The sequence below is a fragment of the Corynebacterium sp. HMSC068H04 genome, from assembly GCF_001811255.1.
Taxonomy (GTDB): Bacteria; Actinomycetota; Actinomycetes; order Mycobacteriales; family Mycobacteriaceae; genus Corynebacterium; species Corynebacterium hesseae.
In genome coordinates this window covers 57,780-69,369 of the sequence record NZ_KV804021.1, presented here as the reverse complement: position 1 = coordinate 69,369, position 11,590 = coordinate 57,780, and the positions used below count along the sequence as shown (strand labels likewise).

13 protein-coding genes are annotated in these 11,590 nt (G+C 59.3%); 7 read left to right on the top strand and 6 right to left on the bottom strand.

Features of this window, described 5'->3' with window-relative positions; all coding sequences use genetic code 11:
* Nucleotides 1-56 precede the first annotated feature (56 nt).
* Together HMPREF2792_RS11140 and HMPREF2792_RS11135 are read right to left on the bottom strand one after the other, a co-directional pair.
* Nucleotides 57-1,175, bottom strand: coding sequence for an HNH endonuclease signature motif containing protein (locus tag HMPREF2792_RS11140; protein WP_232748535.1), 1,119 nt, complete (start codon nucleotides 1,173-1,175; stop codon nucleotides 57-59).
* A 450-nt stretch (nucleotides 1,176-1,625) separates the two neighbouring features.
* A complete protein-coding gene (locus HMPREF2792_RS11135) occupies nucleotides 1,626-2,861 on the bottom strand; it encodes a dicarboxylate/amino acid:cation symporter (protein ID WP_070533630.1) in 1,236 nt (411 codons plus the stop codon).
* A gap of 157 nt (nucleotides 2,862-3,018) precedes the next feature.
* Between HMPREF2792_RS11135 and HMPREF2792_RS11130 the strand changes: the two genes are divergently transcribed.
* The 5 genes from HMPREF2792_RS11130 to HMPREF2792_RS11110 all read left to right on the top strand — a co-directional run bounded on the left by HMPREF2792_RS11130 (nucleotide 3,019) and on the right by HMPREF2792_RS11110 (nucleotide 5,706).
* The gene (locus HMPREF2792_RS11130; protein WP_070533628.1) at nucleotides 3,019-3,483 is read left to right on the top strand and encodes an SdpI family protein; all 465 of its coding nucleotides are present in this window, start codon (nucleotides 3,019-3,021) and stop codon (nucleotides 3,481-3,483) included.
* A gap of 223 nt (nucleotides 3,484-3,706) precedes the next feature.
* Nucleotides 3,707-3,931, top strand: coding sequence for a hypothetical protein (locus HMPREF2792_RS11125; RefSeq protein ID WP_070533626.1), 225 nt, complete (start codon nucleotides 3,707-3,709; stop codon nucleotides 3,929-3,931).
* A 52-nt stretch (nucleotides 3,932-3,983) separates the two neighbouring features.
* On the top strand, nucleotides 3,984-4,355 hold the full coding sequence (locus tag HMPREF2792_RS11120) for a Rieske (2Fe-2S) protein (RefSeq protein WP_070533624.1): 372 nt from the start codon (nucleotides 3,984-3,986) through the stop codon (nucleotides 4,353-4,355).
* Between the two features lie 76 nt (nucleotides 4,356-4,431).
* The gene (locus tag HMPREF2792_RS11115) at nucleotides 4,432-5,391 is read left to right on the top strand and encodes a bile acid:sodium symporter family protein (protein WP_070533622.1); all 960 of its coding nucleotides are present in this window, start codon (nucleotides 4,432-4,434) and stop codon (nucleotides 5,389-5,391) included.
* A gap of 6 nt (nucleotides 5,392-5,397) precedes the next feature.
* Nucleotides 5,398-5,706 carry a hypothetical protein gene (locus HMPREF2792_RS11110; RefSeq protein WP_070521880.1) on the top strand — a complete coding sequence of 103 codons (309 nt, stop codon included), beginning with the start codon at nucleotides 5,398-5,400 and terminating at the stop codon, nucleotides 5,704-5,706.
* On the opposite strand, the gene HMPREF2792_RS11105 is transcribed toward HMPREF2792_RS11110, so the two are convergent.
* The 4 genes from HMPREF2792_RS11105 to HMPREF2792_RS11090 are packed head-to-tail and all read right to left on the bottom strand — an operon-like array spanning nucleotide 5,703 to nucleotide 8,807.
* Nucleotides 5,703-6,035, bottom strand: coding sequence for a branched-chain amino acid transporter permease (locus tag HMPREF2792_RS11105; protein WP_070521883.1), 333 nt, complete (start codon nucleotides 6,033-6,035; stop codon nucleotides 5,703-5,705). The genes HMPREF2792_RS11110 and HMPREF2792_RS11105 overlap by 4 nt on opposite strands.
* Nucleotides 6,035-6,736 carry an AzlC family ABC transporter permease gene (locus HMPREF2792_RS11100; protein WP_070533620.1) on the bottom strand — a complete coding sequence of 234 codons (702 nt, stop codon included), beginning with the start codon at nucleotides 6,734-6,736 and terminating at the stop codon, nucleotides 6,035-6,037. The genes HMPREF2792_RS11105 and HMPREF2792_RS11100 overlap by 1 nt, the downstream gene beginning before the upstream one ends.
* Before the next feature lie 35 nt (nucleotides 6,737-6,771).
* Nucleotides 6,772-7,371 (bottom strand): YqgE/AlgH family protein, encoded by a 600-nt coding sequence (locus tag HMPREF2792_RS11095; RefSeq protein WP_070533618.1) that lies wholly within the window; start codon nucleotides 7,369-7,371, stop codon nucleotides 6,772-6,774.
* 2 nt (nucleotides 7,372-7,373) lie between these two features.
* Nucleotides 7,374-8,807, bottom strand: a complete 1,434-nt coding sequence (locus HMPREF2792_RS11090; protein WP_070533615.1) for a CCA tRNA nucleotidyltransferase — start codon at nucleotides 8,805-8,807, stop codon at nucleotides 7,374-7,376.
* 28 nt (nucleotides 8,808-8,835) lie between these two features.
* On the opposite strand from HMPREF2792_RS11090, the gene HMPREF2792_RS11085 reads away from it, so the two are divergent.
* The gene (locus HMPREF2792_RS11085; protein ID WP_010188049.1) at nucleotides 8,836-9,438 is read left to right on the top strand and encodes an NUDIX hydrolase; all 603 of its coding nucleotides are present in this window, start codon (nucleotides 8,836-8,838) and stop codon (nucleotides 9,436-9,438) included.
* Nucleotides 9,435-11,588, top strand: coding sequence for a hypothetical protein (locus tag HMPREF2792_RS11080; RefSeq protein WP_070533613.1), 2,154 nt, complete (start codon nucleotides 9,435-9,437; stop codon nucleotides 11,586-11,588). The genes HMPREF2792_RS11085 and HMPREF2792_RS11080 overlap by 4 nt, the downstream gene beginning before the upstream one ends.
* Nucleotides 11,589-11,590 lie beyond the last annotated feature (2 nt).

The following is an 11,590-nucleotide window of genomic DNA, read 5'->3' as shown; positions in this document are numbered from 1 at the left end:
TGCCTTCCAAAGCCTCCTTAATTCCCTAATCCCCAACAGCGATAGTCGCTTGGCCCTCAGAAGGGGATATCATCGGATGCGTTCGAGTAGCGATCCGCCGGGTCCGTCCTGTCGAAGACTTCGACCAACTCTCCGCCATCAAGCTCAACCTTCAAGGCTTTGGCCTCTTCGTGCATCTTCCGCCGGTGAGCAATGACATCTTCCGCGACGGTTCGTGCCCACACCTTAGACGCCGGGGCCAGGGGACCGGTTGCTTCAGTCACCGCCCAGGTGCCGTCCTCAAACAACCAGACAACATCACCAGTAACTGGGTCCAGGATATAGAAAGCCCGTCCGTCAGTTTTCATGTTGTGGTGGTGCTGACAAAGGGCAACCAGGTTAGATGGGTGCGTAGGGCCACCGTCGGCGTAGTTAATCCTGTGGTCCAATTGGCATGTCCACGCCGGTCGATTACAGCCAGGCGCCCGACAGGTCCCGTCGCGCCCCTCGACATACTTTCGCGTGAAATCTGAGGGCTGGTAGCCTTCACACGGTTCTGGCGCTTCACTAAAGTCTCTCGTCACAGTCCTCGACGCTGGGACTCCTTCACCGGTCCAGCCGTGTCCCTGAACATAGACCGGCGCTCCCTCCACGTCAGTGGCTTTGAATTCATGCACAACAACTTTTCCAGGCTCCGGCTGAATCTTGCCCGTAATGAGGAGAACTAAGGCATCCGCCATCGAGACGTCATGCTCTTTTGCGGCCAGCTTGATTGTCTCGTGGATTACGACGCCGACGTTGCTATCGACCTCTAACTCGATCGAGGCACGTTCTCCCCGGGTGAGGAGTGAATACCGGTTCTTCTTCCGCTTATCCCGGAACGCGATTGAATCATCCAAGACCTTAGCGATGTCGCGCACTTTGCGCCGAATCTTTTCTGCGCTGGGAAAGACCTGGTTGGGTTTAGTCGGTGTTAGCCACGCCGCCAACTGACTATCGATCTCTGAGATAACTGACGAAATAGGGTTGCCCAGCTTTGCCAGTACTTGATCAATAGCAACCAAGGCTTGCATATCGAGTAGGTATTCAGAGTCTTGCATCGCCTTCACCTTCGGCAATTCACTGAGACGAATAAGCCCCATGACATTCCGCGCCACATGTGCCGGAGACTTTCCCGTCTTTTGGCCTAGGGTCATAAATGCAGTGTCTGAATCTGCGTCGAGCGGCGGCTGGACACGTGACCAAAACTCATACTCTATTCTTCGCATGAGTTGCCCCGCCATACATTCTGGATCATGCGGGTTTGAGTGAGAAAAATACGCAGTAGGTACCGAGGTTGAAGAATTTGTTGTGATTCCCATGGGGAGCTACATCCCTAAACTAGCCGGATAATTGCTTCCCCCACTCCCACCTTTAGAATACATGTTCTAAGCTCGTCCCACAAGAGCCACTTCGGTTTTAGGGAAGTAATTTGGCAACACCTTGCACGACCGAGCGGCCCGCGACGTCGGCAACAAGGCATATAAAATTCCCCCTCCCGCAGCCAACCTTCCAATTGATTGGTCTAGACGTATAGACCAGAAATGGAACGCAAGCTAGGGGAGGGGGAAGCTCTCAGGGTTTCACGTGAAACCTAAGCTTGAAACCTAAGCTTTGCTGAGCTCCTCGTCGGCAGCAGAGGCGTCGGCCTCGGCCTCCAACCCATCAATTTTATTACGAGCGAAACGGTCAACAATCATGGCGATAGCGCCGTCGCCAGTAACGTTCGCGGCCGTACCCACGGAATCGATAGCGATGTAAGCGGCAATCATCAGTGCCACCATCGAATCATCAAAGCCCATATTGGATTGCAACAGACCAACCGCAACCATCACGGCACCGCCCGGAACACCGGGGGCCGCGATCATCATGATTCCAAGAAGCAGGATGAAGCCCAAGGCCTTACCCAAATCTGCTTCCATACCATCAGCCATGTACACAATCGCGAAGGCGTACAACGTCAGCTTGATCATCGAACCAGAAAGGTGAATGGTCGCACAGAGGGGGATGACAAAGCCAGCAACGGGCTTGGTAATACCGTTCTTCAACGTGGCGTCCAATGTCACCGGAATCGTCGCCGCCGAAGAGGAAGTACCCAACGCAGTGAAGTAGGCCGGTGCCATGTTCTTCAATGCTCGGAATGGATTCTTACCCGCAATTGCGCCGGCGATGATGTATTGAAGCACGAGGTAAACCAGCGTCATGAGGACCGCAAGCAAAAGAACCTTGGCGAAGGCAACGAGGACCGTCCCGATATTGCCATTCATACCCAAGGAGAGGAACATGCCGAAGATATAGAACGGCAGGAGGGGAATCACAAAGCCCCAGATCACCTTGATGACGACGTTCTCAAATTCCTTGGTAATCGCGTAAAGGTTGTCGGATTTCACAGTGGTCATCGCCACGCCAACGCAGAAGGACAACAGCAGCGCCGTCATAACTTCGAATGGAGCCGGCATCTCAACGGTGAAGTAGGGCTCGAGCGCTCCGGCATCGATGTCAGCAACATCAGTGTTGAGCGTCTGCCCACCAAGCAACGTGGGGTACAGGACCTGGGTCAAACCGTAGGCAACGAGGCCTGCCACGATAGTGGAACCATACGCAATTCCGGCAGTAATACCCAGCCACTTGCCGGCACCGCGACCGAGGCCCGCGATTGCCGGTGCCACGAGAGCAAGAATCAGAATGGGGATGAAGAAGCCAAGAAAATTCGAGAACAGTCCGTTGTATGTTGCGAAGGCCCTGCCGAACCACTCGGGGGCGAATTGGCTAACTATGATGCCCAAGACTATCGCTACGATAATCTTGAACAGCAGAGAGTTGAGAACACTCTTGAATGTCATGATTGAGTCTTTTCTATGGTTGATACCACTACGAGTTTCTCGCCCGGCGATAAACGCCTATTTATCTACCAAGCGACACGAAATGTATATTACAGCACGAAACGAATAAATTGAACCAGCTTTCTCGCTAGCTAGGAAGCGGGATAGACTTAGACGCATGCTCGTAGTCGGAATCATCTTCCTCATCCTTGCCGCGGTCCTCATCATCGTCGGCGGCCTTGCCACACTCCGTAAACTCCCCGGCAACAGTGTTGTTGGATTGCGTCTCGCGGAGATCCGCAAAACCCGGGAGGCATGGGACAACGCCCACGCTATTGCGGGCCCGTTCTGGTTCCTGGGAGGCATCGCTCTCGTTTTCGGTGGCGTTATCGCGCTTCGCGCCGAAGGTTGGATGTGGCTAATCCCCGCACTCACAGCCGTCGTAGCTGTCCTCGCGCTCTCCATCGGCTCCAATATGGGTGCCCGCGCGGCCTACCTGTGGGACCAAGCCCATAAAGACGACGATGGTTGCGGCGATTCCTGCAACTGTGGCGACGGCGGCTGCGGGGGAGAGGCGCCGGCTGTCGACGTCTCCGCGATCCGTGCCGCAGCACAACACGCCGACAAGGCGGGCCGAGACTAGAGCGGCTTTTTCAGCACAGTGACGTATTCTGGGCAAACAGAAGTCCCCATATGATTTCATCACAAACTATATTTTAGGTGGCCAGCTCAACACCGGGTAGACCCGATGATTGGTCTGGCCACCTTTCTTTGTCCTGTGCGGGCACTGAGAGCTAAACATCAATTACGTGGGAACACGGCAATGTGACGTGACAACAGGAGTCGGGCGGCGCACGATCGTGTTCATGACCAAGAACACCAAAACTAAAGCGCTACGGCTCGTCGCTGCAACAGCGCTCAGCCTCAGCATCCTCGGCGCGGGGGCCACGTATGCACTCGCCGGAGAACGTCGCGGAGCACACAACGAAGCTGGGACGATCTATAGCGATGTCGGCACATCATACGGTGCCTACGATTTCAGCGGCAGCAGGGAAGAGGAGCTTCCCGTGTGGGACGGCAAACTTAGCTAACAGCACATTGTCCTCTCCCTACACTGCCGCTGAATCAGATAGAGTAATCCACATGACTACGTGTTCACGCCGCCTTTTCCTGCTCGGTACTGCGACTACCTTTGCTGGGGCCTACCTCGCCGCCTGTGGCAAGGAGCCTTCCGCGGAAGTCGCAGCGACGGAAATCCCCGTTGGCTCCGCCATCATTGTAGACAAGGTGATCTTCGCTCAACCCACCGAGGGAGAGTTCAAAGCATATTCGCAGACCTGCCCGCACCAGGGTTCCCTCATCACGAAGATTGAAGGCTTGACCACCACGTGCACGAGTCACTACTCAAGCTTTGACCTCAGCAGCGGCGAAGTCACCGGCGGCCCCAGCCCTAAACCGCTCACTGAGTACGGAGTGGAAAACAACGGGGGAACAGTCAAAAACGTCTCCGCCTAATGGATATCCCTGGCGACTCAGGGGGTTTGAAAAGATGTTTCACGTGAAACCGTGAGGGGCGTCTAGACTCTCTTCTATGATTGAGCGCCTAAAAAGACTCGACCCCCTCATCGTCCTCATCCTGTGCGCCGTCGCAATCGCTATTGCTTTTCCCGCGCGGGGAAGCTTTGCAGACAGCTTCGATGTCCTCACGAATATAGCGATCGCCCTTCTCTTCTTCCTCTACGGCGCCCGACTCTCAACGCGCGAAGCCATCAACGGGATCAAACACTGGAAGCTCCATCTCACTATTCTGGCGTTTACCTTTGTGGTCTACCCAATCATCGGCCTCGCGCTGCGCCCGCTCACCGCGTTCATCCCAAACGATCTTTACTTGGGAATTCTCTACCTCACGCTTGTACCGTCAACAGTGCAATCGTCGGTAGCCTTTACCTCGATCGCCCGCGGAAATGTTCCCGGAGCAATCGTCTCTGCGTCTGCCTCAAACCTCGCTGGAGTTCTGCTTACGCCATTGCTCGTCATGGCACTCATGGGGGCCGGCGATGGGATACACATCGATAGCTCTGTTTTCTTTGAGATTTCTGTTCTTTTGCTCCTACCTTTCGTGCTCGGCCAGCTCACCAGAAAATGGGTGGGCAAACTCGCGGCAAGCAAAGCCACGAAAGTGGTGGACCGAGGCTCCATCGCGATGGTCGTCTATGCGGCCTTTTCTAAGGGAATGGTGGACGGGATCTGGGCGTCGATTAGCGTATGGCAGATTCTGTTTCAGATTGTCTTCTCAACAGCATTCGTCTTCTTCATGCTCTGGCTCACCAAGGCGGTCAGCCAGAAGCTGGGGTTCAACAGAGAAGACACCATTGCTATTCAGTTCTGCGGGTCAAAGAAATCCCTGGCCACCGGATTACCCATGGCCTCGGTGATTTTTGCCTCCGGCGGCACCTCATTGGGGCTGCTCATCCTTCCCCTCATGATTTACCACCAGGTCCAATTGATGATCTGCGCGTCTATGGCGGCGGGCTACGCCCGGGTAGAGTGAGAGCACATGAAAAAGCTTTATGTTCGCACCACCATGACCATCCCGGAGGTCGGCACCGCCACACACATCGCGGAGCTTGAGGAAATCAACGCTGAGGCCTGCTCAATGCTGCGCATGATCGCCCTCGCTCCGAATGACTCCATCGTCGGCGCTGCAACACCGGAGACCTCAGTGGGCAATGCCGAGGTCCCACAGCGCGTGGTTCCACACCCCGACACCTACGACGCATTCCCCGACATCAACGCCGAGCTTATCGACGCCTTCCAGTTCCACTCCCTGTGGACAGAGGCCATCGCCCTGTACGGGGACTTTTAAAGCACCACGTTCACCAACAGCATGTACACGGCGGTGCCTCCGAAGATGGACAAGCCGGAGTTGCGGCGCCACAGGTGCAGCAGGGCAGTAGCCGCGGCGCCTACAAGGGGAGCCACAAAGCTTCCCGTGTCTTGGGTCTGGCTAAACAAGGTGTAAACCACCAGGACCGTCATCACGCCCACGGGCATAGTGAAGCCCAGCACGCTAATGAATTGGCTATCCTTTAGGGCCTTCACAAAGACGAAGGGAAGCCAGCGCAAAACAACCGTCACCACCCCGACGGGGATAAGCACGGCGAGGATGCTGAGCAGGGTTACTCCAGCTGGCATTAGGACTCCCTGCGTAGAATCATCGCGCTGTCGACACGAGGAGAGAGGTAGCGCACCACCAAGAGCAGAAAATAGGCGCTCAGCGCCACCATGAGTAGCTGCCCTGGAAACAGACAGCCCGCGAGGACACCCAGGACCGCAGCAGACAGCGGAAGCGAGTAATCCTTGTTGTTCTGGAAGGAATCAATCGCCAGGACGATGAACAAGGCGACGAGGGCGAAATCCAGACCCTTCACCGAGGGCGGAATGGCCTGGCCTGCCAGCGCACCAATGATGCCCGAGACAACCCACAGCACCTGGCAGAAAAGCTGCACGGTGAAGACAAATGCACCACTCGGGCGCGAGCCGCGGGGAAAGGCGGAGAGGACGGCATAGGATTCGTCGGTCAGCGCGTACGTGGAGTAGGCGCGGCCGAAACGATTCCGAATCTCATCGCGCGGAAAGGTTAACCCGTAGAAGATGTGGCGGAAGTTCACCATGAAACCCGTCACCGCGGCAACGGCGGGCGTCACGCCGCCGGTCACCATGGAAATGGCGAGGAACTCCATCGAGCCAGCGTAAATAACGATGGAAAAGATGGGGGTCCACCACCAGTCGAAACCGGTCTGGACCATGAGCACGCCGAAGGCGAGGCCCAGCGGCACCACCCCCACGGCAATGGGCATGCAGGTCCGTATTGCCTTGATGATCTCCGCACGCATGGCAGAGATGTTAGCGCAGAGGGTGGAGAGGAACTCTAATTATCTTCATCGATATAGCGCGGGAAGGTGGCAAACAACGGCAGGGGCATGGCTTGGCGGCGCATGACGTCTGACCACGTATCTGTCGATCCGGAGGAGACTACGTCCTGGGGCAGGGCAGGGGCCACGTACCACTCACCGCGATCAATTTCCTCATCGAGTTCGCCCGGTCCCCACTCGAAATGACCAGCGAAAAGACGCATACCTTCCACCAGTTCGGTGACGGCATCGGGACCCACGCGCAGATCGACGAGTGCCACCCGTGGGGCGAGGCGGCTCAGCGAAGGCTGCTTCTCGATGTCCACGCCCTGCTTGGTCAGCGCCACGCCGATGGCCGCCTGCTGGTCGTGCGGGCCGCCGATGTAGAGGGCCTGCGGCTTAGCCACCACGGGCAGCCACTCCGGCATGACGTTGAAGACCGCGACCTCGGAGCGCTTAGTCAGATCCACTCCATACGTGCGCCCGGCATGTTGCTCGGTGATGAGGATGACGGAGCGATTGTACTGGGGCGCGAGAACGTCGGGAGCCGCCACGAGGAGCTGGCCAGGGGCGGGATCATTGCGCTCAAGGGCGTTGAAAAGTCTGTCTGCGTACATCCCTATCTAGAATTCCACCACTCGCGCAGCTTCGCAATAGCAACCTCGCGCTCCAGAGGGCCTTCCTCCAGACGCAGCTCCTTGAGGTAAGACCAGGCCTGGCCGACCTCCGGGCCGGGTTCAAGGCCGAGGATCTCCATGATCTCGTTGCCGTCGAGGTCTGGGCGCACACGGGCGAGGTCTTCCTTAGCCGCGATATCCGCGATGCGTTCCTCCAGCTGATCGTACGTGCGCTGGAGACGGCGGGCCTTGCGCTCATTGCGGGTGGTGCAATCGGCTCGCACAAGTTTGTGCAGGCGCGGGAGAAGATCGCCGGCATCGGTGACATAACGGCGCACGGCGGAATCGGTCCACTGGCCATCGCCGAAACCGTGGAAACGCATGTGCAGGTAGACCAGCTGGCCGATATCTTCGGTCGTGGCCTTGGGGAATTTCAGCTTGCGCAGGCGCTTGCGGGTGAGCTTCGCACCAACAACCTCGTGGTGGTGGAAGCTGACCTTGCCGTCGGTGGTGTCGCGGGTATCCGGCTTGCCAATGTCATGGAGCAGGGCAGCCCACCGAAGAATGAGATCGGGACCGTCTTCCTCCTGCTCCATGGCCTGCCGAAGTACAGTCAGCGAGTGCGCGTACACGTCCTTGTGCTGCGCGTGCTCGTCGGGAGCCATGCGCAAAGCCGGGATCTCCGGAAAAACATAATCAGCAATCCCGGAATCAACAAGCAGGTCAATACCCTTCCACGGCGCGACACCGCAGATGAGCTTGTTGAGCTCCACCTGCACGCGCTCCACGGTGATGCGCTGGATTTCAGCGGCCATGTCCTTCATGGCATCGCGCACGCGCTGGGCGACGTCAAACTCCAACTGCGCCGCGAATCGCGCAGCGCGGAGCATGCGAAGAGGATCATCGTGGAAGGAAATCTCCGGCGCATCCGGGGTATCGAGGATGCGATTCGCCAGGTCATCGAGTCCGCCCATCGGATCGTGGAATTCGCGGGTACCGTCCGGGCGCAGCTCGATGGCCATGGCGTTGACCTTGAAATCGCGGCGCACGAGATCGCCCTCGAGCGTGTCGCCGTAGACCACCTCGGGGTTGCGGGAATCGCCGTCGTAGCTATCAGAGCGGAAGGTGGTGATCTCAATCTGCTGGCCCTTATAAGCCGCCGAGACAGTACCGAAGTCGATGCCGGTATCCCACACGGTTTCCGCCCACTCCTCCAGAATCGAATACACCACGTCGGGCCGGGCCGGGGTGGTGAAGTCGAGATCATTGCCCAGGCGGCCGAGCAGGGCATCGCGGACGGAGCCGCCGACGAGGTAGAGGGGGGCGTCGTGAAGCGCGAAGCGTTCCACCAGGCCACTGAGGAGGCCACTGAGCTGGGCGACGGTGGCGTCCGCGCGAGCAAGAACGCCGATTAGCTGAGTGTCCTGAAAATTCACGGATCGAAGTCTACTACGATTAGCAGGGATGACTAAGAACACGCCAGGGTCCAAGCGCCGCCGCCGGCGGGGCGCGGGCCACCGGAACCACCGCACGGGACGCCCCCAGCGCACGTCCACCAACCGCATGACCACGCGGGATGAGACGTCCGCAGGCGGACTCGTCGTGTCCGGATTGGCGGAGGCCGTCGACGAAGACGGCAACGTGGACCTGTCCCAGATCTATGTGGCACTCATCGGCAGGTTGGACCGCCGCGGGCGCCTGCTGTGGTCCATGCCGAAGGGCCATGTGGAAAACGGCGAGGCCAAGGAACTCACCGCCGAGCGCGAAGTATGGGAGGAAACCGGAATCCACGGCAAGGTCTTCGCGGACCTGGGCATGATTGATTATTGGTTCGTCTCCGATGGCGTGCGCATTCACAAGACCGTGCACCACCACCTGCTGCGTTTCGTGGACGGCATCATGAATGACGAGGACCCAGAGGTCACCGAGGTGTCCTGGATCCCGGTCTCCGAGCTCATCGAGCACCTTGCCTATGCGGACGAGCGCAAGCTGGCCCGCATCGCCCACGACCTCCTCCCTGATCTCGCGCGAAAGGAAGCTGCCGCAGGAAAGGCGACTCCGCGGTGAGTTGGCGCGCAGCGGTTGCCATCACGGCGCTGGCGGTGGGCTGCGCCGTCCCCGTGGCCCAGGCACAAACTCCCGATGCCGAGAGCAACGACTCCCACTATTGGCTCGGCTCCCGCGGCCCCGATGAGCTCGAACTCAGCTTGCTCAGCGCGACGGAGGCGCGAGTAGGGGAGACGCTTAAAGTCCAGCTGCGCATCCACAACCCGACGGATAGCGCCGTTGATGACTTGCAGATAACCTCCCGGCGCAGCAATGCTGTGAACTCCACGACGGAGGCCCGCCAAGAGCTCGCTGCGGGATCCTTTCCTTATTATGGGACTTCGCTCGGCGCAGGAGCACTGGAGCCGGGGGAGAGCCGCGACGTAACCGTGGAGGTCCCCACCGCGTTGGGAGATGACTCCACGCTGGCCATCACCGATCCCGGCGCCTACCCACTGCTATTTACGCTCACCGGCACCCGCGACGGTCAGGCCACGAGCTTTGCGGAAGAGCGGACAATCCTGGATTTCAGGGGCGAAAATCAGGATCCGACGCCCGACGCAGAAGACGACAGCAAACACGAGTTCTCACTGATCTATCCCGTGACCGCCCAGGTCGACGTCGTGCCGGGAGATACCGGCGGCGAGGAGCTCATCTTAGAAAGCGAGCAGCTCGCTGAACAGCTCTCACCGGGCGGGCGCCTCGATCAGCTGCTCGACGCCTACCTGCAGCATGATCTGCACGGTTCAGGCTGCGTGGCCCTGGACCCCGCGCTTGTCGACGCCGCTGACCGCATGTCCGCCGGCTACACCGTCAACGAGACCCGCCCCTCTACTGCCAAACACCCCACGCGCCTGCGCGATTCCTGGTTTAGCAGCGCCGATTCCGATCGCGGCAAGCCGGGCGCGGGCGCCCAAGACGCCGCCGCGTGGCTGGAGAAACTGAAGAAGGTGGACTGCCGCATGCTCATGCCGTGGGCTAACGCAGACACCGATGCCGTGGCCCAGGTAGGAAACGAGTGGCTCACCCACGAGGCCGTCGAGCAGGGCGCTGACACCATCGAGCGCGTCCTCGGCGCCCCGCTCAGCACGCCACTGACCGCACCGGCCTCAGGGACAAGCGAGCACGCGATGCCCGTCCCGCTGCTGGTGGCGGATAATTCCGAGTGGGCCGGCAAGGCCGCCACCTTTGATGCCTCCCTCGGAGCACTGTTGGCCCAGACCGGTTCCAAGCCGCAGACCACTGGGTACTCCAACCCGGAGCTGCGCTACGACTTTTCGATTGATTCGGAGCAGGCGAGGGCGTTGACGGCGGGGGCGTCGATAAGCGTGGCGTCCGCGCAAGAGGAGACCGTGGCCAAGCTGCCGAACTTCCAGGACCCTGCCGCCGCGCGCGCGGTGATGGAAGCAGCGCAGCGCCTGCTCAATTCCGGGCGCCTCGAGCCCCGTCCCGTTGCCGCGCTGCCCATCGAGCCCGGCAGCGGCAGCCCTGGAAGTCCCTACCCAGATCCCGCAGCCTTCCACGACGCCGAGATCACTCAGGTGACGCAGCAGGCGCGCTATACCGATGAGCTGATGTCCATCATGGTCAATGATCCCGGTATCGCCATGACGCGCTATAACTTCACGGCGCCCCTGCGCCGCGATCTCCTCACGGCGCTCAGCGCTACCGAACGCTCCAGCATCCACGGTTTTCCATCCTCGGTGGAGCGGAGCCGCGCCCGGCTGGAGAAAAACGCGGATATGCTCCGCGAGCTTCGCGCTTCCGTGGCGCTCATCCCGCCGGGCAACGTCTTTACCCGCGTTTCGGAGTCATCACCGCTGCTCATCGTGGCGGAGAACGGCCTGCCGCTGCCTGTCGACGCCCACCTAGCCTACGACGCCCCCGACGGCGCCACGTTGAACACGCAGGACTTGATTCACATCCCGGCCAAGGGATCTATTACCGTGTCCATGACCGCTGACCTGCCCAGCAACGTTGACCAGATGTCGTTGCGCCTATGGCTTGCAACACCATCTGAGCACCTCATATCGGATCCAATCGATATCACGGTGCAGACGCGTGCCGGTATCGTTAGCGTCTATGGAGTCGGCGCGATCGCCGCGCTCGCCCTCATCCTAGCTGCCCTGTTCCGTCTGGGTAAGCGGAAGAAAAAGAAGTCTCACGGATAGTT

Excerpts from the sequence above, each read along its gene's own strand:
- HMPREF2792_RS11120 (WP_070533624.1), top strand. The coding sequence starts at position 3,984 with ATGACTACGTGTTCACGCCGCCTTTTCCTGCTCGGTACTGCGACTACC.
- HMPREF2792_RS11095 (WP_070533618.1), bottom strand. The coding sequence starts at position 7,371 with ATGTACGCAGACAGACTTTTCAACGCCCTTGAGCGCAATGATCCCGCC.
- HMPREF2792_RS11105 (WP_070521883.1), bottom strand. The coding sequence starts at position 6,035 with ATGCCAGCTGGAGTAACCCTGCTCAGCATCCTCGCCGTGCTTATCCCC.
- HMPREF2792_RS11140 (WP_232748535.1), bottom strand. The coding sequence starts at position 1,175 with ATGACCCTAGGCCAAAAGACGGGAAAGTCTCCGGCACATGTGGCGCGG.
- HMPREF2792_RS11110 (WP_070521880.1), top strand. The coding sequence starts at position 5,398 with ATGAAAAAGCTTTATGTTCGCACCACCATGACCATCCCGGAGGTCGGC.
- HMPREF2792_RS11100 (WP_070533620.1), bottom strand. The coding sequence starts at position 6,736 with ATGCGTGCGGAGATCATCAAGGCAATACGGACCTGCATGCCCATTGCC.
- HMPREF2792_RS11115 (WP_070533622.1), top strand. The coding sequence starts at position 4,432 with ATGATTGAGCGCCTAAAAAGACTCGACCCCCTCATCGTCCTCATCCTG.
- HMPREF2792_RS11085 (WP_010188049.1), top strand. The coding sequence starts at position 8,836 with ATGACTAAGAACACGCCAGGGTCCAAGCGCCGCCGCCGGCGGGGCGCG.
- HMPREF2792_RS11125 (WP_070533626.1), top strand. The coding sequence starts at position 3,707 with ATGACCAAGAACACCAAAACTAAAGCGCTACGGCTCGTCGCTGCAACA.
- HMPREF2792_RS11135 (WP_070533630.1), bottom strand. The coding sequence starts at position 2,861 with ATGACATTCAAGAGTGTTCTCAACTCTCTGCTGTTCAAGATTATCGTA.
- HMPREF2792_RS11130 (WP_070533628.1), top strand. The coding sequence starts at position 3,019 with ATGCTCGTAGTCGGAATCATCTTCCTCATCCTTGCCGCGGTCCTCATC.